The 25,940-nt window shown below is 55.8% G+C and carries 28 protein-coding genes and 1 other RNA gene; 7 read left to right on the top strand and 22 right to left on the bottom strand.

Annotation, left to right across the window (positions count from 1 at the left end; translation table 11 throughout):
- Positions 1–43: 43 nt before the first annotated feature.
- From dolP to ROR01S_RS06895, 4 genes are read right to left on the bottom strand one after another with little or no spacing between them, the layout of a single operon-like run.
- The gene (dolP, locus tag ROR01S_RS06910; protein ID WP_004868028.1) at positions 44–619 is read right to left on the bottom strand and encodes a division/outer membrane stress-associated lipid-binding lipoprotein; all 576 of its coding nucleotides are present in this window, start codon (positions 617–619) and stop codon (positions 44–46) included.
- Between the two features lie 9 nt (positions 620–628).
- Positions 629–1,219 carry a DnaA initiator-associating protein DiaA gene (gene diaA / locus ROR01S_RS06905; protein WP_004868024.1) on the bottom strand — a complete coding sequence of 197 codons (591 nt, stop codon included), beginning with the start codon at positions 1,217–1,219 and terminating at the stop codon, positions 629–631.
- Positions 1,220–1,241: 22 nt separating this feature from the next.
- Entirely contained in the window at positions 1,242–1,628 is a 387-nt protein-coding gene (locus ROR01S_RS06900; protein WP_004868021.1) for a YraN family protein, read from the bottom strand.
- Positions 1,586–3,694 (bottom strand): penicillin-binding protein activator, encoded by a 2,109-nt coding sequence (locus ROR01S_RS06895; protein ID WP_048023312.1) that lies wholly within the window; start codon positions 3,692–3,694, stop codon positions 1,586–1,588. Before ROR01S_RS06895 ends, ROR01S_RS06900 begins: the two co-directional genes overlap by 43 nt.
- A 63-nt stretch (positions 3,695–3,757) precedes the next feature.
- Between ROR01S_RS06895 and rsmI the strand changes: the two genes are divergently transcribed.
- The gene (gene rsmI, locus ROR01S_RS06890) at positions 3,758–4,618 is read left to right on the top strand and encodes a 16S rRNA (cytidine(1402)-2'-O)-methyltransferase (protein WP_015585669.1); all 861 of its coding nucleotides are present in this window, start codon (positions 3,758–3,760) and stop codon (positions 4,616–4,618) included.
- Between the two features lie 32 nt (positions 4,619–4,650).
- Here rsmI and ROR01S_RS06885 read toward each other — a convergent pair whose 3' ends face one another.
- The 9 genes from ROR01S_RS06885 to kbaZ form a co-directional block, all read right to left on the bottom strand.
- Positions 4,651–6,540 (bottom strand): alpha-galactosidase, encoded by a 1,890-nt coding sequence (locus tag ROR01S_RS06885; protein ID WP_015585670.1) that lies wholly within the window; start codon positions 6,538–6,540, stop codon positions 4,651–4,653.
- A 94-nt stretch (positions 6,541–6,634) separates the two neighbouring features.
- Positions 6,635–7,507 carry a tagatose-bisphosphate aldolase subunit KbaY gene (gene kbaY, locus ROR01S_RS06880; RefSeq protein ID WP_048023314.1) on the bottom strand — a complete coding sequence of 291 codons (873 nt, stop codon included), beginning with the start codon at positions 7,505–7,507 and terminating at the stop codon, positions 6,635–6,637.
- 12 nt (positions 7,508–7,519) lie between these two features.
- Entirely contained in the window at positions 7,520–8,677 is a 1,158-nt protein-coding gene (locus tag ROR01S_RS06875; protein WP_048023316.1) for an AgaS family sugar isomerase, read from the bottom strand.
- A 299-nt stretch (positions 8,678–8,976) separates the two neighbouring features.
- Positions 8,977–10,110 carry an N-acetylglucosamine-6-phosphate deacetylase gene (gene nagA / locus ROR01S_RS06870; RefSeq protein WP_064359242.1) on the bottom strand — a complete coding sequence of 378 codons (1,134 nt, stop codon included), beginning with the start codon at positions 10,108–10,110 and terminating at the stop codon, positions 8,977–8,979.
- Complete coding sequence (gene agaF / locus ROR01S_RS06865; RefSeq protein ID WP_015585674.1) at positions 10,107–10,541, bottom strand: PTS galactosamine/N-acetylgalactosamine transporter subunit IIA; 435 nt, start codon at positions 10,539–10,541, stop codon at positions 10,107–10,109. Before agaF ends, nagA begins: the two co-directional genes overlap by 4 nt.
- Before the next feature lie 17 nt (positions 10,542–10,558).
- Positions 10,559–11,437 (bottom strand): PTS N-acetylgalactosamine transporter subunit IID, encoded by an 879-nt coding sequence (gene agaE / locus ROR01S_RS06860; RefSeq protein WP_064359241.1) that lies wholly within the window; start codon positions 11,435–11,437, stop codon positions 10,559–10,561.
- On the bottom strand, positions 11,427–12,206 hold the full coding sequence (agaW, locus tag ROR01S_RS06855) for a PTS N-acetylgalactosamine transporter subunit IIC (RefSeq protein WP_015585676.1): 780 nt from the start codon (positions 12,204–12,206) through the stop codon (positions 11,427–11,429). The genes agaE and agaW overlap by 11 nt, the downstream gene beginning before the upstream one ends.
- A 10-nt stretch (positions 12,207–12,216) precedes the next feature.
- Complete coding sequence (gene agaV, locus ROR01S_RS06850) at positions 12,217–12,690, bottom strand: PTS N-acetylgalactosamine transporter subunit IIB (protein WP_015585677.1); 474 nt, start codon at positions 12,688–12,690, stop codon at positions 12,217–12,219.
- Positions 12,691–12,709: 19 nt separating this feature from the next.
- Positions 12,710–14,017, bottom strand: a complete 1,308-nt coding sequence (gene kbaZ, locus ROR01S_RS06845; RefSeq protein WP_054828885.1) for a tagatose-bisphosphate aldolase subunit KbaZ — start codon at positions 14,015–14,017, stop codon at positions 12,710–12,712.
- Positions 14,018–14,255: 238 nt separating this feature from the next.
- On the opposite strand from kbaZ, the gene ROR01S_RS06840 reads away from it, so the two are divergent.
- Positions 14,256–15,077: a DeoR family transcriptional regulator gene (locus tag ROR01S_RS06840; RefSeq protein ID WP_004867990.1), complete on the top strand. Its 822-nt coding sequence runs from the start codon at positions 14,256–14,258 to the stop codon at positions 15,075–15,077.
- Positions 15,078–15,142: 65 nt separating this feature from the next.
- Here the strand turns inward: ROR01S_RS06840 and garD are convergent, their stop codons facing one another.
- Entirely contained in the window at positions 15,143–16,714 is a 1,572-nt protein-coding gene (garD, locus tag ROR01S_RS06835) for a galactarate dehydratase (RefSeq protein ID WP_064359240.1), read from the bottom strand.
- 511 nt (positions 16,715–17,225) lie between these two features.
- Between garD and garL the strand changes: the two genes are divergently transcribed.
- The 4 genes from garL (at position 17,226) to rnpB (ending at position 20,533) form a co-directional block, all read left to right on the top strand.
- Complete coding sequence (gene garL, locus ROR01S_RS06830; protein ID WP_004867979.1) at positions 17,226–17,996, top strand: 2-dehydro-3-deoxyglucarate aldolase; 771 nt, start codon at positions 17,226–17,228, stop codon at positions 17,994–17,996.
- A 28-nt stretch (positions 17,997–18,024) separates the two neighbouring features.
- Positions 18,025–18,915, top strand: coding sequence for a 2-hydroxy-3-oxopropionate reductase (gene garR / locus ROR01S_RS06825; RefSeq protein ID WP_004867977.1), 891 nt, complete (start codon positions 18,025–18,027; stop codon positions 18,913–18,915).
- 63 nt (positions 18,916–18,978) lie between these two features.
- Entirely contained in the window at positions 18,979–20,124 is a 1,146-nt protein-coding gene (gene garK, locus ROR01S_RS06820; protein ID WP_004867976.1) for a glycerate 2-kinase, read from the top strand.
- A 32-nt stretch (positions 20,125–20,156) separates the two neighbouring features.
- Positions 20,157–20,533: RNase P RNA component class A (gene rnpB, locus ROR01S_RS06815), an RNA gene on the top strand.
- A gap of 187 nt (positions 20,534–20,720) precedes the next feature.
- Here rnpB and ROR01S_RS27320 read toward each other — a convergent pair.
- Together ROR01S_RS27320 and ROR01S_RS06810 are read right to left on the bottom strand one after the other, a co-directional pair.
- A complete protein-coding gene (locus ROR01S_RS27320) occupies positions 20,721–20,888 on the bottom strand; it encodes a protein YhaL (protein ID WP_004867972.1) in 168 nt (55 codons plus the stop codon).
- 24 nt (positions 20,889–20,912) lie between these two features.
- Complete coding sequence (locus tag ROR01S_RS06810) at positions 20,913–21,614, bottom strand: pirin family protein (RefSeq protein ID WP_004867969.1); 702 nt, start codon at positions 21,612–21,614, stop codon at positions 20,913–20,915.
- A gap of 104 nt (positions 21,615–21,718) precedes the next feature.
- On the opposite strand from ROR01S_RS06810, the gene ROR01S_RS06805 reads away from it, so the two are divergent.
- Positions 21,719–22,615 carry a LysR family transcriptional regulator gene (locus ROR01S_RS06805; protein WP_004867964.1) on the top strand — a complete coding sequence of 299 codons (897 nt, stop codon included), beginning with the start codon at positions 21,719–21,721 and terminating at the stop codon, positions 22,613–22,615.
- Positions 22,616–22,653: 38 nt separating this feature from the next.
- Here ROR01S_RS06805 and ROR01S_RS06800 read toward each other — a convergent pair whose 3' ends face one another.
- The 6 genes from ROR01S_RS06800 to ROR01S_RS06775 form a co-directional block, all read right to left on the bottom strand.
- On the bottom strand, positions 22,654–23,022 hold the full coding sequence (locus ROR01S_RS06800; RefSeq protein ID WP_004867959.1) for a DUF805 domain-containing protein: 369 nt from the start codon (positions 23,020–23,022) through the stop codon (positions 22,654–22,656).
- A 127-nt stretch (positions 23,023–23,149) separates the two neighbouring features.
- Positions 23,150–24,136: a glutathione S-transferase family protein gene (locus ROR01S_RS06795; protein WP_004867958.1), complete on the bottom strand. Its 987-nt coding sequence runs from the start codon at positions 24,134–24,136 to the stop codon at positions 23,150–23,152.
- 77 nt (positions 24,137–24,213) lie between these two features.
- Positions 24,214–24,606, bottom strand: a complete 393-nt coding sequence (locus ROR01S_RS06790; protein ID WP_004867955.1) for a DoxX family protein — start codon at positions 24,604–24,606, stop codon at positions 24,214–24,216.
- A gap of 311 nt (positions 24,607–24,917) precedes the next feature.
- A complete protein-coding gene (locus tag ROR01S_RS06785; RefSeq protein WP_004867953.1) occupies positions 24,918–25,214 on the bottom strand; it encodes a YqjK-like family protein in 297 nt (98 codons plus the stop codon).
- Positions 25,211–25,609, bottom strand: a complete 399-nt coding sequence (locus ROR01S_RS06780) for a phage holin family protein (protein WP_004867949.1) — start codon at positions 25,607–25,609, stop codon at positions 25,211–25,213. The genes ROR01S_RS06785 and ROR01S_RS06780 overlap by 4 nt, the downstream gene beginning before the upstream one ends.
- Before the next feature lie 2 nt (positions 25,610–25,611).
- A complete protein-coding gene (locus tag ROR01S_RS06775) occupies positions 25,612–25,917 on the bottom strand; it encodes an ElaB/YgaM/YqjD family protein (protein WP_004867946.1) in 306 nt (101 codons plus the stop codon).
- Positions 25,918–25,940: the final 23 nt, after the last annotated feature.

Raw genomic sequence — 25,940 nt, 5'->3', positions numbered from 1 at the left:
TCACCCGGCTCAGCATTGCGCGAGCCGGGACTATTTGGGGGACTTACTTGATATAGGTAAAGGCGGTGGTCACACGCGATACGCCGCTTACCCGACTGGCGATATCTGCCGCCGCACGACCTTCACGCTCCGTGACCAGACCCATCAGGAACACTTCGCCATTCTCGGTCGTTACTTTAACGTTTGACGATTTGACCTGATCGGTGCCCAGCAGCTGAGAGCGCACTTTGGTCGTAATCCAGGTATCGGAAGAGGCGGTACCTAAACCAATTGGCTGGCCCTGACGCACTTCGTTAAAGACTTCCGTTGTGCCTTCGACGCCCATGGCGATTTGTTTCGCGCGCGCGGAGAGATCCGCCACCGGAGACTGACCGGTCAGCAGGACTTTGCCCTGATAGGCGGTAACGTTAATCCGCGCCTGTTTCTTAATTTGCTCGTCTTTCGACAGCGCGCTGTTGACGCGCAGTTCCAGCGTACTGTCATCAACCTGAGTACCGACCGTACGCGGGTCCGTGGCGGCTTTGGTGCCGACAGCTGCCGTTCCGACTACCGCTGCGGCAACGCATCCTTGTAGCAGTAGCGCAGAAAGAATGATGGCGAGGGGCGAGAGAGCCTTCATGTGTTCTCCTTAATCGTCCTGGTGTGGAAAAAGCGTGTTATCAATCAAATCGCACAGGCAGTTAACAGTGAGCATATGCATTTCCTGAATTCGCGCGCTGCGATGAGACGGAATGCGGATTTCGACATCCTGCTGGCCCAGCAGACCAGCCAGCTCACCGCCGTCGTAGCCGGTGAGTGCGACGATGGTCATATCGCGGGTGACGGCAGCTTCAACGGCTTTCACGATGTCCCGACTATTGCCGCGCGTGGAAATGGCCAGCAGAACATCACCTGCGTGGCCTAACGCGCGAACCTGCTTGGCGTAGATTTCGTCATGCAGGCGATCGTTGGCAATTGCGGTTAAGACCACATTATCGGTATTTAGTGCAATGGCGGGTAAACCAGGACGCTCTGTTTCAAAACGATTAATCATGCTGGCAGCAAAATGCTGTGCGTTGGCGGCAGAGGTGCCATTGCCACAACAGAGGATTTTGTTGCCATTGAGCAGCGACTGTACCAGGGTCAAGGCCGCACGGGAGATGGCATCCGGGAGAGCTTCCGCTGCTGCAATTTGGGTTTGAATGCTTTCAGTAAAGCAGGCTTTAATTCTATCGAGCACGGGATCCCTTAATTCATTTACGCTATTCGCCAAAGGCGTTTCTCAGCCATTGGATGTCGTTTCCGGTGAAGGCTACCACATCGAAACGGCAATCCACAGTGTCAAAGCTCCCATTCTGCCGGGAGAGCCACAGGCGAGCAGCCTGGAGGAGTCTTTGTTGTTTTTTTTGCGTGACGCTGGAGGCGGCATCCCCGTAGCTTGCGCTGCGCCGATAGCGCACTTCCACAAAAACGGTTACCGCGCCATCGCGCATGATGAGGTCAATCTCACCGCCCCGCTCGCGGGCGTTGGCGGCGATAAAATGCAGCCCCCGGCTTTCCAGCCACCGGCGAGCCTGGTTTTCCCAGGCATCTCCGGTCTGTTTGGTTAGTTGGCTGCGACGATCTGTCCGTGTTGGTACTTGAGCCATGACAATTTCCTGTTGATCACGCAGTCCTGCGTGGCCGTCAGATCGCCGGTGTTACCGTTCAGCTCGAAGCCCGGCGTCTGGCGCATCTGGGCGAAATGGTTAGCCAGAGACCAGGCATCCGCGCCCATTGCATACAGGCGAGCCAGTGAGTAATCGTTGCGCACGGCGGAGAGCGCCTGCTGCATCAGCGCCGGGTTGCTGCCGGCCAGCATCGGGATCTCACTATACTGCAAACCTTCCATCTCCAGGCGGAAATCCGGACCGGCAGTGCCCTGGGCGCTACGAGAGCTGGCGTACAGGGTGACATTGCTCTGGCTGCCGTTGCGCAGGGCGATCATCGGTTTGATATAGGCAATCTGTTCCGGCGTCGCCAGGATCCAGGCGGCGTCGACGCCACCGCTACTGCTGACCGGGACATCTTCCGGGTTGCCGAGGCTGCTGTCAGACGCTGACGGCAGCGTAGAAACGGGCGTACCGCTCAGAGAGATACCGCTGTTGACGCTGGATTTCAGCTCAGAAGCGGAACCAAAGCGCTGCTGCAGGACGGTTCCGCCACCCAGTTTTAACCACTCGTTGGCGAAGGCGTTCACCACGCGATCGCCGAGCGCGCCGCGAGGCGCCAGCAGCAGCGGCGTTTGTTTGCCCTGATCGTGAATATGGCGCGCCGCGTCACGGGCCTCATCTTCCGGGGAGAGGGCGAAATAGCAAATATTGGCGCGATTTTCGACTTTCTCCGGCTGATTCAGCGCCAGTACGTTGAGCGAGGTATTGCTCTTGATGACATCCTCGACGTTATCTTTGAGCAGCGGGCCGACGACGAGGGTGGCGCCATCCTGCTGTACCTGCGCGAGCAGCTGACTCATTGGTTGCGTGGTGGTGTCGTAAATTTTCAGTTCAGCCGAAGGGTTGGCCGGGGTGGTGGCAACCGGCTGGGTCTGCGGTGCGCTGGCCGCAGGTTGCGCGGTTGTGGCGGTGGCGTCGCTGGTGGCTGACTGCTCCGGCACCGCGGCAGCCTGAGTGGCGGTCGGCGCAGTGACCGGAGCCGGCGCCCGATCGGCCTCTGGCGCCTGTACAGGGACCGGCGCGGTATTGGTTGAGGTCAGGTCACCCACTTCGGCCTGTGAAGGGCTCACGACGTCGCTGCTGGCGACACTGGCGGCCTGCGCAACCTGGGCAGGAACGGCGTTTCCGGTGACGGTCGGCGCGCCATTTTTCGCCGCTTCAAAACCCTGCTGGATGGTACGACCGAAGACGGCGGCCTGGCCGTTGAGCGGCAGCAGGAGGGCGATCTTATTGGTTGAGGCCGGTTTATAATTTTGCATATTCACCAGCGCCGTTGGCAGCATTTTCGCGCCAGGGTTCTGCGGATAGCGGGTTTGCCAGTCTTTCACGCCGGCTTTGAGCAGGGTGGGATCGTTACGGTTGTCAAACCACATGCGTTGCAGATCCAGCCATCCCTGCAGGACGTTCTCATCGGCATTGATGATCAGCGCGTTAGCCTGATCCTGGGTCATTGAGGTGAGCGCTTTCCAGGTCGCGTCGATATTCTGCTGCTGTTGTTTCGGCTGACTCAGCAGCGGCTGCTGGGCGATCAGGGCACGTAGCAGCGTAATTGACGGACGGCCCTGGCTGGCATCAATCTGCGCCTGCCAGTATCGCGGCTGCTGATTCGTCTCGAAGCTTGCCGGATCGAGCTTGCTCAGCAGCGCCTGAGCGCCCTGGAAATCGTTCTGTGCCAGCTTCACTTCGACGGCCAGCAGAGATTGCTCGCGGGCCTGGGTACCGTTGAGATTAGAGGGCAGCTGGTTGAACAGGTCGATGGCCTGCTGCTTTTTGCCTTCCTGTAACAGTGCACGAATGGCGAGTAATTGCCAGTTGGTCTTGCTATCATTCGAGCTTTGCTGCATTTGCTGTAGGTAGTAACTGGAATCTGCCTGTGCCGTACCCTGTAAAAACGCCGTGCTTTGATCCGGGGTATGGGTGCCGCAGCCAGCGAAGATCAAAGCAGCCAGCAGTACGGGCAGACAACGCGCGGGTTTAGAACGAAGAAATGTTGACGGTACCATATGTATCCAGTGATATTTTTTTGGCTCAATGCTCAATATTAATTCGGCAATACGGACGAGACAATGAAACAACACGAATCAGCAGATAATTCTCAGGGGCAGCTCTATATTGTGCCCACTCCGATCGGAAATCTGTCTGATATCACGCAGCGTGCCCTGGAAGTATTACAAGCCGTTGATTTAGTTGCCGCGGAAGATACCCGCCACACCGGTTTGCTGCTCCAGCATTTTGCGATTAACGCCCGTTTATTTGCGCTGCACGACCATAATGAACAGCAAAAAGCTGAAACACTTCTGGCGAAATTAAAAGACGGGCAGAACATTGCGCTGGTGTCTGACGCCGGGACTCCGCTGATCAACGATCCGGGCTATCACCTGGTACGGGCTTGTCGCGAGGCCAATATCCGCGTGGTGCCGCTTCCGGGCCCCTGTGCCGCCATTGCTGCGCTCAGCGCGGCAGGCCTGCCTTCCGATCGTTTCTGCTACGAAGGATTCCTGCCGGCAAAATCAAAAGGGCGTCGCGATACGCTGAAGGCGCTGGAAGAAGAGCCGCGTACGCTGATCTTTTACGAATCAACTCACCGTTTACTGGAAAGCCTGGAAGATATCTGCACGGTGCTGGGAGAGTCCCGCTACGTGGTGCTGGCGCGTGAGCTGACCAAAACCTGGGAATCCATTCACGGCGCGCCAATTGGCGAACTGCTGGCGTGGGTGAAAGAGGATGAGAACCGGCGTAAAGGCGAGATGGTACTGATCGTCGAAGGGTTTAAAGCGCAGGAAGAAGCCCTGCCCGCAGACGCGCTGCGTACGCTGGCTCTGCTGCAGGCGGAGCTACCGCTGAAAAAAGCCGCTGCGCTGGCCGCGGAAATTCACGGCGTGAAGAAAAATGCGCTGTATAAATATGCGCTGGAGCAGCAGGGATAAGAGACAGGCCCGGGAACCCCGGGCCATTTATCTTATTTGATCGGCGTGGCTTCAAAAACCAGCGTTTGTAGCGGCTGTAGCGTAATAACCACGGCGTCCTGATAATGCTCCGGAACCGTTGGGTTATTGCCGTAGCGAGCGGTCAGAGTAAACCGGGTTGCTTCGCCCTGAGGAATTTCAAACTCTTTTTTCAGATTCAGGTAGTAACTTTGCGGTTTATCGGAAGGGTTACGCAGTCCCAGTATCGCCTTGTCTTTGCTCCAGGAGGCCCAGCCATACACCTCAAGCGCCGTCGGATCGCCGCCGACCCAGTGTGTATCCACCAGCACGTGGGCATTTTCACGCGACCATTTTGCGGCCTCTGCCAGAACGTCCCACTTGGCTTTGTTCAACATGGACGGCGTGATGTACAGCTCCTGTAGCTGGGTCCCCGTCGCGAAATAGCTCCACACCTGATCGGCAAAATCGCCGTCGCTCTGCACTTTCTCCAGTCCATAATAGGCATTCTCTGCACTGACAATACCATGATACATCAAGGAATTAAGTGGGAATAATGGCCCCTTTCTTACGATTGAGCGCCAGGTTTCCGCGTCGCGATAGGTCATCCACTGCTGTACCGGCGTTCCGGGACCGTACAGATTGATATCATCGCCCTGACGCCAGATCGAATCAGCGTAGAACAGCCATGACGGGCTGGCATCGGTGCCGGTCGTCAGGTTGATAAACAGGTTCGGGTTTGCGCTACGCATGTTGTGTAGCAGGGCGATAGAGGCATCAAAATCGGAAGCAAACGGGCTACCCTCAATATGTGAGTTGGCATTGCCCATGCCGTCCAGTTTGAAGGAGGTGATGTGTTCGTTCTTAATCAGGCTGGCGATCTGTTCATTGAAGTTCTTGAAATAACGAGGCCCTGAGAGCGCAAATTTACCGTCGACCGTTTCAAAACCATACTCTTTGGCATGAGAGACGCGAATATCGCGCGGTTTATTGTAGCCGCCCCACGGTGAGAGCCATAAACCGACGGAACTATGCAGGCTGTCCGCTTTCTCCCTGACCTTGCCGAAACCCTGACTGAATGCCGGGCCAAATAACCATCTGCCGGTACGATCGTCCCAGCCATCATCCAGCAGGAAAGCATCGAGAGGTACGCCGCGGCCGGTAATAAACGCCTTATTCCATTCATCCATACGCCCCAGCACATCCTGCTCGGTGTAGGTGGTAAAGAAGCCGATGTCCATCCAGCTATTGTAGTGGAGGTAGGGTTTATAAGGGCGTGGGCGAACGGCATCGATAAACTGGTTAACACTGCGGCGCAGCTGGCTGGTTTCCGCCACGGTGCCAAACCAGGTGGTATAGCTCACCGGTGTTTCTGGCTGGACGGGCGTTTTCAGTTCGACGTTGAGATTGGTGGTGCCTTCATAGGCATAAGTATTGACGACAGGCTTATTCGGCAACATGAAAAACGTGTCGGCAATAATCGGCGAACTGTTAATTGCGCCATCGACATAAGGGGCCTGCGCCTGTTTTTTGGTCGGGAAGAAGGTGATTTTCGCGACATTCTGCGCTTTGCCAACGGCGGCAATGGTGTAATCGATACTGGCGTACTTGCCTTTCAGCAGGTTCAGCGTCATGGTCACGTTGAAATCGGGATGGACGTACTCCACCACCAGCGTATTCTCTTTTTTCTCAACGTGGCTGATTTTAAAATCAGCCGTATGGATAACGGTCTCATCCGGTAGCGTCAGAAAGAATGGTTCCTGGGGCGACAGCTGATGGCCGGAATGCGTATCTTTAACCACCACAGCCGAACTGGCATCATCGAATGAGAAAGCCATATTGTCGTTATTCAGTGCATAGTTCGCCGCAAAGGCACTTTGTGAAATAAACAGGGCGAGCAACGAAACATTGAGCGCTTTTTTCATGGGGCAGAGGTCCTTTGTTTTCGTTTTATCAGCGTTATCCTGTCGTGAATAACGCTGTGGGACAGAGGCGTATCATGACCGCCTGCGAAAGCGATCAGGCTTCAGCGGGGAGCAGTAGACGGCTGGCTGAGCCGCAGACGGTGATTTTGTGTCTGACCACCTCTTTCATGGCATCCATACCGACGCGCATGTAGTAGCGAGGATCGTTACCCTGCGGATTTTCGGCGAACCATTTTTTGACCGCCGCGGCGAAGGCGATTTTTAGCTCGGTGGCGACGTTGACTTTACATACCCCCAGTTCGATGGTGCGGCGAACGTAATCGTCAGGTACGTCGCTTGCGCCGTGCAGCACCAGCGGTACGTCCACGACCTCGCGGATTTCCGCCAGACGCTGGAAGTCAATTTTTGGCGTTTTGCTGTAGAGCCCGTGGGCGGTGCCAATTGCTACCGCAAGACTGTCGACTCCGGTCAATTCAACAAAACGCTTTGCCTCCTGCGGATCGGTCAGAAAAGCGCTTTCAGCATCAACGCTCATATCATCTTCCACGCCGCCCAGGCGTCCGAGTTCTGCTTCGACGCTGCAATCACGGGCATGGCAAAAATCCACGACCGATTTCACCAGCCGGACATTCTCTGCAAACGGGAAATGGCTACCATCGATCATGGCGCTACGAACGCCGGCATTTACTTTACGGGTAATATCTTCCAGCGATTCGTGATGATCGAGATGCAGCGCCAGCGGCATGTCGTAGGTAGTGGAGTAAGCGCTGCATAGCGCATAGATCTCCTCCAGCGCGATGTGCTTAAACGTGCCCGGCGTTCCTGCGAGGATCACCGGCGATCGCATTTCACTGCAGACTTCAAGGATCGCCTGGATCGTCTCGGCGTTATGAATGTTGAATGCCGGTACCGCATAGCCTTTTGCCTGGGCATCCAGCAGGAGATATTTCGTCGAAATAATACTCATGATGCGTTCCTCTCAAGCATTCCAGGGGTGAATGACAACACCTTGCACCACGCGGTTAACCGTACCGCTGGCGGAAGGGGTATCCGGGGTATTACCAACGCGGATAGATTGTGCGAGCGCAAACGTCTGGGCATACATCAGGAAGCAGAACGCCTGCTCGACATCGCTAAAGGTGCGGGAAGAAGACGGTAACAGGATGTGTGGGCCGGCTTCGACGGCGGCGTCGCTTTCGGCCGCTATTGCTACCACGCGCATGGCCTGGTTGTCGCGACGCAGCTCGGCCAGTAGATCGAGATCGTACTGGCGGGTATAGGGATGGCTGGACACCATCACCACCACCAGCGTTTCATTATCCACCAGCGATTTAGGTCCGTGGCGGAAGCCGACTGGGGAGTCATAAAACGCCGCCAGCTTACCGGCGGTCAGCTCCAGGACCTTGAGGGCCGATTCACGAGCCGCGCCCTGTAATCCGCCGCTGCCAAGATAGACGATCCGTTTCCACGGCTCATAACCAAACACCCCATCGCTAAAATCACCCAGCGACGTGAGGATCGTTTGGCAACGATCCGCTACGTCACGGAAGGTTTTGCTGTTGATCGTCTCCGGCGCGAATACCGCAAGGCAGCTTGCCATCATGGTGGTGATACTGCTGGTCATTGCGAAGCCGCGGTCATGTGTTTCTGCCGGCATCAATAGCGCAAAGGCGTTATCGCGGTTCACCGCATTTTGGTACAGGCTGCCGGCTTCATTACAGGTAATCGACAGGTGGTAGCATTCCGGTACGAACTGATTGGCCAGCTCAACGGCGGCGACGCTCTCCGGGCTATTGCCGGAGCGGGCAAAGGAGACCAGCAGCAGCGGATGTGCGGCGTTAAAATAGTCCATGGGGTTGGTGACCAGGTCCGTCGTTGGGATCGCGCTGATATTTTTTCCGCTCTGGCGCGACAGCCAGGGCGCGATGATCTCGCCGATAAAGGCGGAGGTGCCAGCACCAGTCAGGACAATCCGCAGATCGTTTTTGCGCAGCAGCGGGGCGAGGAAGCTGTCGATCGTTGCACGATTATTGTCGATGTTATTGAGTGAGCGAAGCCAGCAGGAGGGCTGTTGACGAATCTCTGCTTCAGTCCAGGTGCCAGTCGAGGCAAAGGCGGCGGTATAGGTTTCAGGCATAACTCAGTCCTTAGTCGTGTGAATTCCACATCAGACGCTGGCAAAAATGTCGCTATCTTTCGTTTCGTTTCACTTATTCATGTAATCAGTTAGATAAAATCTATAGGAAAGAAATCGAAAGTTCAATGGAAGAAATTAGAAATAAAACGAAAACTGTGATCTTTGAAGTTATGATGTTTTTATGTGACTGATAAACAATAAATTACGTGTTTTTATTGTCAGACTGGCGTTATTTCAGAAAGAAAGGAAAAGGCCTTTCGGTACAACGCCGAAGGCCAATGTGATACATAACGAAAGGATTAAAGGGAGAGAGCCTGTCCCTGAATCCAGATATTTTGCAGCTGCAGGCTGTCATCCAGCGCAATAACGTTGGCGTATTTTCCCGCCCGCAGCGATCCCAGCCGATCGTCGATACCCAACAGACGAGCAGGGTGGAGCGATGCCATATGAATGGCCTGTTCTGGCGTGGCGCCTGCTTGTTCAACCATGTTGCGAACGGCGGCATCAAGAGAGAGCGTGCTGCCCGCGAGGCCACCGGAAGCGGTACGTACGATGCCCTTACGCATTTCTACCTCTTCGCCGCACAACGAATAGTGGCCATCCGGCATGCCGGCTGCCTGCATCGCATCGGTGATCAGGACCAGCCTCTCTCTGGCACAGCTGCAACACAGCTGCATGGCGGCAGGATGGACATGATGACCATCGGCGATAAGTTCCAGCCATGCATGCCGGGTGGTTAACCCGGCACCGACCATGCCAGGCTCCCGATGATGTAATCCGCTCATGCCGTTGTAGCAATGCACCAGCCCGTCAGCGCCTGCGGTAAACGCCGCTCGGGTCTGTGCATAGGTGGCAGCGCTATGGCCCAGCATGACGCGGATACCCTGCTGTTTAAGATGGCGAATAGCCCGTATGGCATCCGGTTTTTCCGGTGCCAGGGCCACGACCCGCAGCGTTTGCCGGGAGCGAGCAATCAACGTATCCAGCTCGGCGATATCCAGTTCACGGAACAACTCGGGTGGATGGGCGCCTTTATTCTCTGGCGTAAAGTAGGGGCCTTCAAGATAGCTCCCCAATACCAGGGCGCCGGGGCCGCCGGAAAGCGTGCGCCGGGCGATACGTTCCAGCGCACCGTGGATGGCCTGCAACGGCGCGGTGACGGTAGTCGGGAGCCAGGCCCCCACTCCCTCGCGAGTTTTATACATCGCCAGCCTGTCGAGTGCTTCCGGTGCCTCGTCCATCACATCAATACCCGCGCCGCCGTGGACATGCGTATCGATGTAGGCCGGGCAAAGCAGATCGGCATCGCGCGCGGTGACGCCAACCGGAACGGGCTCGATGGCGGTGATAACGCCCGCTTCCATCCGAAGCTGATGATCGGCAAGCCAGCCCTGCTCGGTTAGCAAGCGTCTGGCACGCAGAATTTGCGTCATATTCCTTCCTCAACCGGTTTTTCTTCGCGACAGCGCGCCAGTTCATCGACCAGGCTGGTTAACCCGCGATGCCCGCATTCCAGCGCCTGCAGGCGAAACGCTTCGCTGTTCAGCCCCTCGCGTTCCAGCACCATTTCAAGCAGTAGCTGCAAATTCGTGCCGGTAATCACCTCGCGCCCGGTTTTTTGCATTGCCAGCGTCGAGGCTACGCGAAAGGGGGTTCCCCCCAGGAGATCGGTCAGAAAAACGATATCGTCCTGAGCATCCAGTGCGTTGACTGCCTGCTCAAGCTGCGCAGTCAGCAGGGCCGTGGTTGAGGTTTCTGGAAAGTCGATGGCAATAAACTGCGATTGTTCACCCAGAATTTGTTTCATCGCCATTTCCATACCGCTGGCAAAGCCGCCATGCCCCGTCAAAATAATGCCTAACATCGAATACCTCTTTGTTTTTACAGGAAGTGGCAGAATTTACCCACAACGCCCAGCACAACGGTGAGCGCGATGAGGCGCAGCGGACTCCAGCCGCGACGCACCAGCCAGAACATGGTCAGGGTATAAACCAGTGGAAGAAACGCCGGCATCAGTTTATCGATGACATCGGTTTGCAGTTTCACCACCGCATCACCCGCGGTGATCTCCAGCGTAGTGCTGAGACGGACATAGGTGGCCACCAGCGCGCCAATGACCGTCATGCCAACAATAGACGCCGCGTGTCCGACTTTTTTGGTATTGGCTTTAATCAAAGGGATCGCCGCCACGCCCATATGATACGCGTAGTGTGCAAGACCAAAGCGCAATCCGAGATGTACCACGTTAAACAGCACAATAAACACCACCGCGCCGAGGATAGAGCCTTGTAGCGCGAGGCTGGCCCCAATCCCGCCGCAAATGGGCAGTAGCGTCAGCCAGAACATTGCATCGCCAATCCCGCCGAGCGGGGCACCCACGGCAATTTTGGTGCTCTGAATGCTGTTGACATCCTGCTTGGAACGTTCCATGGCGAGAATGATGCCGATAACAAAAGTCACCAGAAAAGGATGGGTGTTGAAGAACCCCATATGCCCTTTCATGGCTCGTGCCAGGTCGCGTTGATTGGTATGGATCTTTTTCAACGCGGGCAGCAGACCGTACAGCCAGCCTGAAGCCTGCATACGTTCATAGTTGAACGAGGCCTGTAAAAGCATGGACCGCCAGGCGACGCGGTTAATGTCTTTTTTCGTCAGCTCCGCACCGAGACTCTGGTCTTCGTAGACGTTTTCATTCACGCCGGAAAGCAACGTCTCTTCAGGAGCGGAGACGCCTGGCAGAGTGGTTTGATTAGATGCCATCTTCGAATTCCTCTTTCTGTGCCGCAGAAGCAGTCGGTTCAGGAGATTTACGCAGCAGGTCTATTAACGCCATTGCCAGCGCCGCGGCGGCAATGGCCAGCACCGGTAGCTTCAGCCAGGCAGCGGCGACAAAACCGATGATAAAATAGGGGATATAGACGTTTTTCATCATGATTTTCAGCAGAACAGCGAAGCCGATAGCAGGCATAATGCCGCCAGCCACGCCGAGACCGTCAATCAGGCGCTCAGGTAGAACATCAATGGCCGTTTTCGCATGTTCCGCGCCGAAATAGATCGGCAGAAAAGCACAGAGAAAATAGAAAATCCCCAGCGCCAGCAGCGCCAGATAGTTAACCCGTTCAATACCGCGGGTATCAGCATTCGCTGCCATACGGTCGCAGCGAGACATCACCCCTGACATCACCGAGAACAGGAAGGTGATCCCCATTTGTACTGCGACGGCGAAGGGCACGGCGACACCGACGGCAACGTCAGGTTTCACGCCGGTAGTAATGGCAAAGGTGGTGCCGACGATGGTACCGATAATCACGTTTGGCGGCTGAGCGCCGGCCAGCGGTGCCAGCCCCATCCAGACCAGTTCCAGCGTACCGCCGGTTAAAATGCCGGTATGCAGATCGCCCAGAATCAGGCCAACCAGCGGGCCGAGCACCACCGGACGGTGCATATGTGTCAAACCATTGAACATATCCAGGCCCGCAATAAAGGCCAGAATGCCCAACGCAAATGCCTGCAACAGACTGATTTCCATTATGAATCCCTCAGAGTAGTTTAAAGAGATCCAAAGCGGGTTCTGTCGGAACGCCCTGAACAAAGCATTCCACCCCGGCGGCCTTCAGGCCGTTAAACGCCGCAATATCGTCAGCGTCTACAGAAACCGTTTTGGCAATGTGTTGTTTGCCATTGGCGTAGTGCATATTGCCTACGTTGATACGTGTGACGGGAACGCCGCCTTCGACCAGGCGTAAGAAATCTGCTGGCGTTTTGCAGACCAGTAGAATCTTTTGTCGATCGGCGGCGCGGTGGATATTGTCGATAACCTTTTGCAGTGACCAGAAGCGTACGGCGATCCCTTCTGCCAGGACCATTTCCATCAGGTTTTGCTGCACCGGGTCTTCAGCAACCTCATCATTGGCCACCAGTACCAGGTTTGCTCCCGCAAATCCGACCCACTGGACACCTACCTGACCGTGGATCAAACGTTCATCAATACGGCTTAAGACAATGTTTGGCATCGCGTTTTCCTCTTCGTTGTTATGCGTTATGGGACGTAACGCCCACACAGGCGGCGTGGTACTGCTGCAGTATGTCCTGAATGTGATCGAGGATGAGTTCTCGCGGCTCCGCCTTGAGATCGCCCTCGCGAACTTTGATGTACTGCAGCGGCATATACTGACTGAGGAGCGGCAGCGGGAGCGGCCAGTCCGCGAGATTACGCACCAGGCGGGCAAACGCCTCATCGATTTGCCGATCCGGCCAGTAGTAGCGCACGCGGTCTGAATAGCTATAGCCTCGCGCCAGACGTCGCGCATGACCATCGCCGTGATAGTGGTTTTGCCAGTATTCCGGGCGATCGAGCATCACGTTTTCCAGCACCTGACGCAGCCCGGAGCAGGCCTTCGCAGGCAGCAGCTCCTCCTCTATTGCCGCCAGTGAGAACAGCGCTTCACGCAGGGCGAAGGTGAGCGCCGGGCCAACCTTCAAAATAGCAAAGTGATCTTTAACCAGCTGCCGCAGCGCCTGCGGCGTCTGGTAATCGGTCGAGTGGGCTTCAAAGACCAGCGCGTCATAGTCTTCAACCATGGCGCTAAGCGCTTCGGCTCGCTGGGGTTGATAGTCGATAATATGCGTGTGATCGAATTCGACGCCAGGCTGGACCACTAATCCGATGATACGTGGCCAGATGTGGGTCAGCCCGCGTAGCTCAAAGGCATGTCGATGTGCTTCCAGCGTCGCACGCGCGGCATCAGGCGTCGTAACCTGTAGCTCGGTCAGGGTTTCATGAGCCCCGCCTGGGACGGGGACTTCGGTGCCGATGACGTAGACCAGGTCAGATTCACCGAAACGTTCACGGCAGGTCTCTTCCGCCACCGCGGCCAGGCGCGCGGCGCGTTCAGCGACGATGTCATCGGTTAACGGCAGCGGATCACCTTCGCAGGACATACTGCAATCGAGGTGGATCTTCTTAAAACCGGCGGCGACGTAGCTTTTTATTAAATCATCGGCATTCGCCATCGCCTGGGCGGCAGGCAGGGTTTGCCAGCGGTTGGGCCCAAGGTGATCGCCGCCGAGGATCAGCTGTGATTGGGGAAAATCGAGCGAGTCGGCGAGCTGGTGGACAAAACCGCGGAAATCGGCCGGCGTCATGCCGGTATAACCGCCGAACTGATCGACCTGATTGGATGTGGCTTCAATCAGTAACGGGGTTTGCTGCGCCCGGGCGTAACGAATGGCGGCCTCAAGTACCAGTGGATGGGCGGAACAGACGGCATAAATACCGTTGCCTCTACCTTGTTTATGCTGCGCCACCATTTTTGTCAGATGTTTCACTTTCCTCTCCATTTCGGATGGTAATGAGATTAATCTTTCGTTTTGTTTCATTTAATACTGCATCATGGTGATGTAAAAATAAAACGAAAGATAATGGTTTTCCGATCTGTTTCACAAAAGAAACATAATGAAAGGTTTCAGCGAGGGGCGTTGCGCTGCTCTCTGCCTTTATGGGGCTTGCATTCCGTTAAAAGAAAGGTGTTAATAGACCAAACGAAATGAAACGAAAGATTTGATGAAAGGAATACTTATGAGCGGTACCGACTCTTCTGCAGATAAGCGCATCAGCGGCACCAGTGAAAGGCGTGAGCAGATTATCCAGCGCTTACGGCAGCAGGGAAGCGTGCAGGTGAACGATCTTTCTCTTTTATACGGTGTCTCGACGGTGACGATTCGCAACGATCTGGCCTTCCTTGAAAAACAAGGAATTGCGGTTCGCGCTTACGGCGGCGCGCTGATCTGCGACGGGACAATGCCGGCTCCCGAACCGTCGGTGGAAGATAAAAGTTCGCTCAATACCGCGGTGAAGCGCAGCATCGCGCGGGCGGCGGTAGAACTGATTCAACCGGGGCATCGTATTATTCTCGATTCCGGGACCACCACCTATGAAATCGCCCGTCTGTTGCATCAACATACGGACATTATTGCGATGACCAATGGGATGAATGTGGCGAATGCGCTGCTGGATGCTGAAGGGGTGGAACTGTTAATGACCGGGGGACATCTGCGCCGTCAGTCGCAGTCGTTTTATGGCGATCAGGCCGAGCAGTCTTTACTGAATTACCACTTCGATATGCTTTTTCTCGGCGTCGACGCCATCGACCTCGATCGCGGTGTGAGTACCCACAATGAAGATGAAGCCCGCCTGAACCGGCGGATGTGTGAAGTGGCGGAACGCATTATCGTCGTCACCGATTCCACCAAATTTAATCGTTCGAGTCTGCATAAGATCATCGATACGCAACGCATTGATATGATTATTGTCGATGAAGGCATTCCGACGGAAAGTCTGGAAGGGCTGCGCAAGAGCGGGATTGATGTGCGACTGGTGAAGCGCCAGGACGCGGCATAGACCCCCTTCCCGAGGGGGAGAGGGTCTGAGGTCAGGCGGCTGGCACCGTGCCGCCCGAGGGGCAATCAGGTCACCGGCGCCGGGTTAAAGACCGCCAGCTGATTATACAGGCCCCACCGATCGGAGAAGGTTTTCTTACGGCCGCTGGCGACATCAAGAATAAACCCGAACAGCTTCTGGCCAACCTCTTCAATCGTCTCTTCGCCGGTGGCGATAGTCCCGGCGTTGATATCCATTAAGTCATACCAGCGGTTTGCCAGCTCGGTGCGGGTTGCCATCTTGATGACCGGCACGGCGACCAGACCATACGGCGTGCCGCGCCCGGTTGTAAACACCTGAACCGTAATCCCCGAAGCAACCTGCTGAGTGCCGCAGACAAAGTCGCTGGCCGGGGTAGCCGCAAAGATCAGGCCGCGTTTGGTTGGGCGCTGGCCTGGTGAGAGGACCTCGGCAATCGCGCTCTTGCCGGATTTGGCGATCGAACCCAGCGCCTTTTCCACTACGTTCGCCAGGCCGCCCTTCTTATTACCGGGGGAGGGATTGGCGCTGCGATCGGTTTGACCTGAATCGAGGTAGTTATCGTACCAGGCCATCTCTTCGAGCAGACGCTTACCCACTTCTTCGTTGATCGCCCGCGGCGTCAGCAGATGGATAGCATCGCGAACCTCAGTGACCTCAGAGAACATGACGGTGGCGCCGCAGCGGACCAGCAGATCGGAAGCGTAGCCCACCGCCGGATTGGCGGTCACGCCGGAAAAGGCATCGCTGCCGCCGCACTGCATGCCCACCACCAGCTCAGAGGCCGGACAGGTTTCACGCTGGCGGGCATTCAGTTTTGTCAGATGCCGTTCCGCTACCTGCAAAATATCGTCAACCATTGACTGGAACCCGACATGCTGTTCATCCTGCAGGCGGATGATACTGGCGCTGTCGACGGCGATGGGCTGAACATCTTCGGTGCCCTGGAGCAGGCGTTCCGGCTGGAGCTTTTCACAGCCGAGCCCAACCACCATGACTTCACCGCCGAAATTGGGGTTTAGCGCCAGATTATGGATCGTGCGAATAGGGATCACGGCAGCCGGGGCGTTGATCGCCACGCCGCAGCCATACAGGTGGTTGAGACCGACCACACCGTCGACATTCGGGTATTTCGGCAGCAGGTCTCGTTCAATAATTTTCACCACATAGTCGACGACGCCCGCGACGCAGTGCACGCTGGTAGTGATACCGAGCAGGTTTCTGGTGCCGACGCTGCCATCGGCGTTGCGATACCCTTCAAAGGTGTAACCGGTCAGCGCAGGCAGAGGCTCCGGAACTTTGTTTGCCAGCGGTAGCGTGTTCAGCGGCGGCGCTTTCGGCAGTTCAACCAGCGATTCCTCAATCCAGCTACCCTGCGGGATGTCGCGCACCGCGTAGCCAATGACTTCGCCATAGCGGATGATTTCACCGCGTACAGGAATATCAATCAATGCTACTTTGTGACCTTGCGGGATATGTTCGATGAGCGTCAGTCCGTCAGGGAAACGCGTTCCGGCTTTTAAACCTCGATCGTTAACAATAATCGCTACATTATCCGTTTGGTGTACTTTTATATAAAACGCCGTCGGCGATTCCTGTCTGATTTCAATGTCGGCCATTGTCCAGTATTCTCCAGCAAGGTGCGAATAATAAAATAAAACGGCTATTCAGTTTCTGATGAACGAATTTCTTCGGCAAAGAATGTCAGGTGTTTTGATTTGGATGTGTGATCCCAGTCACTCATTGTCGCGGGAGCAAAACCGCTGCCAAGGGAAAACACTGGAACTGTGCATCAGCGCCCACTGATTATGGCGTATGCACAGTTATAATGATTATTTATTATATTTTATGGGTTTTTTGCACGGTGTTCTATGACCGCCAGCTGATTATACTGAGTCATGCTTGCTATGCGCCAGATGAGTAAATCGAGTGCTTCTGATATCGGTTTATAAACAATTAAGAGGCACACCAAAAATAAATAAATGAAGTGCAATGCGCTTATTCAACGCAGCGCTAATCTTCATTGAATGTTCGGCCTGATAGCAATGATTGGCTATCCGTTTATTGTCGACCACATTCAATATGTGTAACTGCAGAAATAATTAACGGTTGAGTGACAAGGTATAAGTGATGAATAACGATATCTTCCCGAACAAATTTAAGGCGGCCCTGGCGGCGCATCAGATTCAAATTGGTTGCTGGTCCGCCCTGGCCAGCCCCATCACGACAGAAGTATTAGGCCTGGCCGGTTTCGACTGGCTGGTGCTGGACGGCGAACATGCGCCGAACGATATCTCCACCTTTATCCCCCAGTTGATGGCGCTGAAAGGCAGCGTCAGCGCGCCGGTTGTGCGCGTACCGACTAACGAGCCGGTGATCATTAAGCGCCTGCTGGATATTGGTTTCTATAACTTTTTGATCCCGTTTGTGGAAAGCGAAAAGGAAGCGCTCGACGCTGTCGCCGCCACGCGCTATCCGCCAGAAGGAATTCGCGGCGTTTCCGTGTCGCACCGCGCCAACATGTTTGGCACGGTGCCGGATTACTTCGCGCAGTCGAACCAAAACATCACCCTCCTGGTACAAATTGAAAGCCAGCAGGGGGTGGATAATGTCGATGCGATTGCCGCGACTGCGGGCGTTGACGGTATTTTTGTCGGCCCAAGCGACCTGGCCGCCGCGCTGGGACATCTGGGCAACGCCTCTCACCCGCAGGTCCAGCAGGCTATCCAGCACATCTTTGCGAGCGCGAAAAAGCACGGCAAGCCGAGCGGTATTCTGGCGCCGGTAGAAGCGGATGCGCGTCGTTATCTGGAATGGGGCGCGACCTTTGTCGCCGTCGGCAGCGATCTGGGCGTATTCCGCTCCGCCACGCAGAAACTGGCTGATTCCTTTAAGAAATAACCGCCACCGGAACAAGAGAGATAAAGACATGACAATGAAAGTTGGTTTTATTGGCCTTGGCATCATGGGTAAACCCATGAGTAAAAACCTCCTCAAAGCGGGTTACTCGCTGGTGGTTGCCGATCGTAATCCGGAAGCCATCGCAGAAGTGATTGCCGCAGGCGCTGAAACCGCCGCTTCGGCGAAAGCGATAGCTGAACAGTGTGAGGTGATCATCACCATGCTGCCGAACTCTCCGCATGTGAAAGAGGTGGCGCTGGGCGAAGGCGGCATTATTGAAGGGGCGAAGCCGGGCACCGTGCTGATTGATATGAGCTCCATTGCTCCGCTGGCGAGCCGCGAAATCAGCGATGCGCTAAAGGCGAAAGGCGTAAATATGCTGGATGCGCCGGTCAGCGGCGGCGAGCCGAAGGCCATTGACGGTACTTTGTCGGTCATGGTTGGCGGTGATAAAGCGATTTTTGACCAATATTATGACCTGCTGAAAGCGATGGCGGGTTCTGTCGTGCATACCGGCGATATCGGTGCGGGCAACGTGACCAAGCTGGCCAACCAGGTGATCGTGGCGCTGAATATTGCGGCCATGTCTGAAGCATTGACCCTGGCGACCAAAGCAGGTGTGAACCCGGATCTGGTGTATCAGGCAATCCGCGGCGGTCTGGCCGGCAGCACCGTACTGGATGCCAAAGCGCCGATGGTGATGGATCGCAACTTTAAACCGGGCTTCCGTATCGATTTGCATATCAAAGATCTGGCGAATGCGCTGGATACGTCCCACGGCGTGGGGGCGCAGCTGCCGCTGACCGCGGCGGTGATGGAGATGATGCAGGCGCTGCGCGCTGACGGTCTGGGTACCGCTGACCACAGCGCGCTTGCGTGCTACTACGAAAAACTGGCGAAAGTGGAAGTCACTCGCTAACAAGAAGGGCGCGGATAGCGCCCTGTAATTCTTGCCTTGCGCGGCACTGTCAGGCTAATAACTATGAAAATCGTAATCGCCCCAGACTCATATAAAGAAAGCCTCTCGGCCACTGAGGTTGCACAGGCTATAGAAAAAGGTTTTCGGGAGATTTTCCCCGATGCGCTCTATGTGAAGGTCCCTCTCGCCGATGGCGGAGAAGGGACCGTTGAGGCGATGATCGCCGCGACACAGGGAACCAAAATGAGCGCTTGTGTGACGGGGCCGCTGGGGGTGCCGGTTGATGCCTGCTGGGGGCTTTCCGGGGATGGTCAAACCGCGTTTATTGAAATGGCGGCGGCCAGCGGGCTGGGGCTGGTGCCTCCCGCGCAGCGCAATCCGCTGTTGACGACCTCGCGTGGCACCGGTGAGCTGATTTTGCAGGCGCTGGAGCATGGGGCGAGAAAGATCATTATTGGCATTGGCGGCAGTGCAACCAACGACGGTGGCGCAGGGATGGTGCAGGCGCTGGGCGCGCGGCTTCGCGACGCGAACGGCGTTGATATTGGTGACGGCGGTGGCAGCCTTGCCTGCCTGAATTCGATTGACCTGTCCGCACTGGATGTTCGGTTGCAGGAGTGTTCAATTCACGTGGCCTGCGATGTCTCTAACCCACTGACTGGCGAGACGGGCGCTTCGTGGATTTTCGGCCCGCAAAAAGGGGCGACGGAAGCGATGATCCTCGAGCTGGATCGTAATCTTGAGCACTATGCGGATGTGATTAAGCGAACTCTGCGTGTCGATGTCAAAGAGGTCGCCGGAGCCGGTGCCGCAGGTGGCATGGGGGCGGCGCTGATGGCATTTCTGAATGCTGAATTACGTAGCGGTATCGAGATTGTGACCCAGGCGCTGAATCTGGAAGAGCATATTCTTGACTGTTCGCTGGTAGTGACCGGTGAAGGAAGGCTCGACAGTCAAAGCATTAGCGGTAAGGTCCCGGTCGGCGTCGCGAGCGTGGCGAAAAAATACCGTAAGCCGGTGATTGGTATTGCCGGCAGCCTGGCCCGCGATGTCGGCGTGGTACATCAGTATGGTATCGACGCGGTGTTCAGCGTGCTGACCACTATCACGAGCCTGGAGGAGGCCTTCCGCGGTGCTTCGGACAATATTTATCGCGCTTCACGGAATGTTGCCGCGACTTTGCAGGTCGGGATTGTGATGGAAGGATGACAACCGACGGTAAACCTTTTATACTTCGCGCCGAAGCTGACCAGACAGTCGCCGCTTCGTCGTCGTCCTCTTCGGGGGAGACGGGCGGAGGGGAGGAAAGTCCGGGCTCCATAGGGCAGGGTGCCAGGTAACGCCTGGGGGGGAAACCCACGACCAGTGCAACAGAGAGCAAACCGCCGATGGCCCGCGCAAGCGGGATCAGGTAAGGGTGAAAGGGTGCGGTAAGAGCGCACCGCGCGACTGGTAACAGTTCGTGGCACGGTAAACTCCACCCGGAGCAAGGCCAAATAGGGGTTCACAAGGTACGGCCCGTACTGAACCCGGGTAGGCTGCTTGAGCCAGTGAGCGATTGCTGGCCTAGATGAATGACTGTCCACGACAGAACCCGGCTTATCGGTCAGCTTCAACTCATTCAAAAACGCCCATACAGCGCAATCTGTATGGGCGTTTTGCGATATGCGGCAGAAGACGATGAATGACAGTCCACTCCGCTCTCAATGACAAGAAAGCGGCTTATCGGTCAGCGTCAATCATGCAAAAACGCCCTGCGCAGGATAAGCTAAGCAGGGCGTTTTGCTATTTCCGAAGGTGGCCGTTCAGGCGGTGTTTTCTTCGTCCTGAATCCGAATTTCGGCTTCTGAAACAATTGCTTCCAGTTCGCTTAGCATCTCTTCATAGCCAAAACTTACGGCCTTCGTTGGCTCCGTTAACAGCGGCTCGGGCGACGATACGGCTTTCTTTGCTTTCTTCTTATGCTTACTCACTGACAGACTCCATGACTCCCGTTATTACACCGGTAAATCTATCAGTAAAGCGCGCAATGGCGTGTCGGCAACAAGGGTAATGTTAGCTTCGTCACGAATAAATGCCCCGTCACCGCAGGTCAGGGCCTGTTTTGCTTCTTCATGGGCGACGGCATGCACCGTTCCATGAATCGATTGCAGATAGGCGCGCGGCCCGTGTAGCTGGACATCAACCCGCTCGCCTTTGGCGAGATCGAGATGGTGGATCCAGACCTGCTGACGCAGCTGTAAACTGTTGTGCGCGCCGTCAGGTGAAGCGAGCAGCTGTTGCCCGCTACCAGCGATAGCCATTTTCTGCAGCAGCGGATTTTCCCGCTGCGGACAGGCATCCAGCCACAGCTGCATCCGCGTCAGCGAACCGTCTTTACTCAAATTGTGCTCGCTGTAACTCACCCCTGGTTGAGTGGATATCAGCAGCGCTTCGCCGGCCTTTGCCTGCACATGGTTGCCATCACTGTCACGATATTCCGCTTCCCCTTCCAGAATCAGGTTCAGGATATCGACTTTCGGGTAGGTACGCGGTTGAAACGACGCGCCGGGTGCCAGAACTTCCTGGTTGAGCACGCGCAAAGAGGCGTAGCCTAACAGTTTAGGGTCAAAGTAGTGTCCAAAGGAAAAGGTGTAGCGGGCCTGCAGCCAGCCGAAATCTGCTTGTCCGCATTGTTTGGCTGTTCGGGTAGTAATCATTTTCTTGACCTCTCTTTACACTAAATCAATGGTAAAGGTATGGACGCTGTATTGTTAGCCAGATATTCTGCCCGGTATATTCAAATTTCCTGAATGAGAGTGCTATGGCTAAAGAGAGAGCATTGACGCTGGAAGCGTTACGCGTAATGGACGCTATCGACAGGCGTGGGAGCTTTGCTGCTGCGGCCGACGAACTCGGACGGGTGCCCTCAGCCCTCAGCTACACCATGCAAAAGCTGGAAGAGGAACTGGATGTAGTGCTGTTTGACCGCTCAGGTCATCGGACAAAATTCACCAACGTTGGGCGGATGCTGCTGGAGCGCGGGCGCGTGCTGCTGGAAGCGGCCGATAAGCTCACCACTGATGCCGAAGCGCTTTCGCGCGGCTGGGAAACGCATCTGACCATCGTGACCGAAGCCCTGGTACCAACCCAGGACTTCTTTCCGCTGATTGAGAAGCTGGCGACCAAATCGAATACCCAGCTGTCGGTGCTTACCGAAGTGCTGGCCGGCGCGTGGGAGCGGCTGGAGCAGGGACGTGCGGATATCGTTGTCGCCCCTGATATGCATTTTCGTTCCTCATCGGAGATTAACTCCCGCAAACTCTATTCGGTGCTGAACGTCTATGTTGCTGCGCCGGATCACCCCATTCACCAGGAGCCGGAGCCGCTTTCCGAAGTGACGCGGGTAAAATATCGCGGCGTGGCGGTGGCAGATACCGCCCGCGAGCGTCCGGTTCTGACGGTACAGCTGCTCGACAAACAGCCGCGCTTAACGGTCAGTACTATTGAAGATAAACGTCAGGCTCTGCTGGCGGGACTGGGGGTGGCGACGATGCCCTATCCGCTGGTCGAGAAAGACATCGCCGAAGGGCGCTTACGGGTTGTCAGCCCGGAATATACCAATGAAATTGACATCATTATGGCGTGGCGCCGCGACAGTATGGGCGAAGCGAAATCATGGTGTCTGCGGGAGATCCCTAAGCTGTTTGCCGGGAAGTAAATCCGCTATGCGCTCCTTCCGCGGGAGGAGCGCATCATTCACGATGACAGGGATTTGGGATCCGGCCCGAAACGGTTGTTCCCAGGCGTGCCGTTCTGGCAATTGAAGAGCAGAATGATCAGCCAGCCAATAACCGGAATCAGCATCAGCAACAGCCACCACGCCGAGCGATCCGTATCGTGTAAACGGCGAAACTGCACCGCCCACCACGGCAAAAAGACCAACACGCCATAAATCGTCGTCAGGATGCCTTCACCTCCTGCGCGCTGCCATCCCAGCATTTTATCGATGATGCTCAGTACGCCGGTCAGGATGATGTTGACCAGAATAAACATCCAGTACTCTTTGCGGCGTGCGCGGCCGCCAAATCCAATGTAGTTTCTCAGTACTTTTAAATACCAGTCCATTTTTACGCCTCGATTAACGGTCAATCACTTGTTTTTAAAGCGATCGCAATAAGAATAGACGCGAATAGCAGACGGGTAAATATGCCGGATCTGAAAATATCGGGCGCCGGGAAGGGCGCCCGGCAGGTTAGCGGAACAGAAGGTCCCGGCCGTGCGGCTCGGTGAGATCCTGCTGAGGACCGACGGAGATAATCCCGGTTGGGTTAATCGTTTTATGGCTGCGATAGTAGTGGTGGCGGATGTGGGCAAAATTCACCGTCTCCGCAATACCCGGCATCTGGTAGATATCGCGCAGGAAACCATACAGATTGGGGTAGTCGCTGATACGGCGTTTGTCGCACTTAAAGTGGGTCACGTAGACCGGGTCGAAACGCACGAGGGTTGTCCACAGACGAATATCGGCCTCGGTCAGCTGGCTACCCGTCAGATAGCGATGCTGGCCCAGAATTTGTTCCAGGCGCTCCAGCGAGGTGAACACCGCATCGACAGCCTCATCATAGGCCTGCTGGCTGGTGGCGAACCCGGCTTTATAGACGCCGTTATTGACGTTGTCGTAGATCCAACCGTTCAGCGCATCGATATTTTCGCGCAGCGCGGGCGGGTAGTAATCGCCGGCGGTGGCGCCCAGTCCGTCAAAGGCGGTATTGAACATGCGGATGATTTCAGCCGACTCATTACTGACGATCGTATGCTGCTTTTTATCCCACAGAACCGGCACCGTGACGCGTCCGGTGTAGTGCGGATCGGCGTGCAGGTAGAGCTGATAGAGAAATTCATGTTGATACAGCGTATCGCCGGTCGCCTCGGGAAAATCGTCGTCGAAAGTCCAGCCGTTTTCCAGCATCAGGGGGTGAACCACCGAGACGGAAAGAAAAGGATCCAGACCTTTGAGCTTGCGCAGAATTAACGTGCGGTGCGCCCACGGGCAGGCGAGGGATACGTACAGATGATAGCGATCTTTTTCTGCAGCAAAGCCGCCGTCGCCGGAGGGGCCCGGTGCGCCATCGGCGGTCAGCCAGTTGCGGAAGGCTGAAACGGAACGCTTGAAACGCCCTCCGGTGGATTTGGTGTCATACCAGGTATCGTGCCAGACGCCGTCGATTAATTGTCCCATTTTTTCCTCCTTCAGACTTCAGATAGCAAAAGCGAGGAGATATCTCCTCGCTTTGTTCTTCACTCAGTATAGTGTGCTTACCACTTTTTATTCAGCACGCGGTCGATGCTGAATGCGCCCGGACCGGTGATGGCCAGCAGCAGGAAACCGCCTGCGATGGTCAGGTTTTTCATGAACATCAGCGAGTTCACGCCTTCAGCAAAGTTGCTGTGGAACAGGAACGCGGTCAGCAGGGTGAAGCCTGCGGTGAACAGCGCGGTAGTACGTGTCAGGAAACCGAACAGAATCGCCAGACCGCCGCCGAACTCCAGCAGAATGGTTAACGGCAGTAATGCGCCCGGTACGCCCATGGCTTCCATATATTGTTGAGTACCCGCATAACCGGTGATTTTTCCCCAACCTGCAGTGATAAACAGGATTGGCATCAGAATGCGTGCTACCAGTACACCAACATCTTCTAATTTTTTCATTTCTTACTCCAGAAAACCCAAAGGGCGGCGATTTTGTTTTTTGGTGCAATCCTGCGTAGTTACGCGGGGTTGCTGTCGATGGAGAGAATATTAGCGAGGCTCGAAAGGAATTGTTAGCAAGGAAAACTGTAGATCTTCATCAAAGATTCTGAGTGATCGCGATCGGTAAACGCGACCTGACAAGGGCCACGAGCAGAGCTCAACGCCGCCGTCGGCGGCTGGAGTGGTGACGAAGAGCGGCGCCAGTTACGAGGCGTTTACGCCCCGGAACAAGGAAAACAGGGATGGCGGAGGTGTGACGGGCAGGGTGTTTAGAGGGAGGATGTCTGGCGCAGCAGGCGTTTTGCCATGCGCCAGGCGCTCCAGAGACCGAAGCCGCGTTTAGTCCAGCGCAGTAAAAAGCGCGGGTGACGAACGGACCATACTGCCATGATACCGCTGCCGACCACCGCCCAGGAGCGAAGATGCTGGAGGGTCAGCCAGCCGCGGTCGAACGGGGCGGTCGCTTCGAGCCAGTCGCGACGGCTGGCGATTAAATCCAGCCGCTGCTGTTGGATCTGGCGCAGCAGCAGCGCTTTCCGCTGCTCGCGTTGCTGTTTGCTGTTCATAGGCGTTCGTCCTCCAGCAGAGCGCGGTCTTCAGCCAGCTCTTTGCGCGTCAAGCGCAGGAAAGTCGAACGGCGGGCTTTGCGCAGCGTCCAGATACCGCCGATTAACGAGCTGAGCAGCAGCACAGCGGTGGTCGCAATCATTACGTACAGCCGATACTGGGGATCGATGGCCCAGATAATCAGAACCAGCAGGCTCATCAGGCCAAAGGCGGCAAACAGCAGCGTCAGCCCCAGCATCAAAAACAGCTGGAAGAGGTTCGCCTTCTCTTCTTCCAGCTCCACGACCACCAGGCGCAGGCGCGTTTCGACCATTTCAACCAGCAGCGTAATGATCCGCTGGCCGATACCGAAAACGCTCTTTCCCGGCCCCTGCGTGTGTTGAGAATCCGCCATAATTAACGACGCGTCAGCAGGACACCCAGCACCAGCCCGACGGCTGCGCCAATACCTACACCGGTCCACGGATTTTCACGGACGTACTCGTCGGCGCGGGCGGCGGTTTCACGCGTTTGTCTGACGATGGCATCGCTGGTTTCACCGAGCCGGACGCGGCTCTCTTTCAGTGCGCTCTCTGCTTTGCTACGCAGTTTGCCAATCTCTTCTTTTGACTTATCCGTGGAGGAGTTAAGCACTTCTTCCAGGGTATCAGCCAGCGTCTTCAGTTCTGCACGCAGATCGTCTGCAACGTTGTCTTTAGGCATCTTTCTCTCCTGTAGAGTGGGTC

The sequence above is a fragment of the Klebsiella ornithinolytica NBRC 105727 = ATCC 31898 genome (assembly GCF_001598295.1).
In the GTDB taxonomy this organism is placed as follows: domain Bacteria; phylum Pseudomonadota; class Gammaproteobacteria; order Enterobacterales; family Enterobacteriaceae; genus Klebsiella; species Klebsiella ornithinolytica.
The sequence above is the reverse complement of the archived record's forward strand: the minus strand, read 5'-3'. Positions and strand labels throughout refer to the sequence as shown.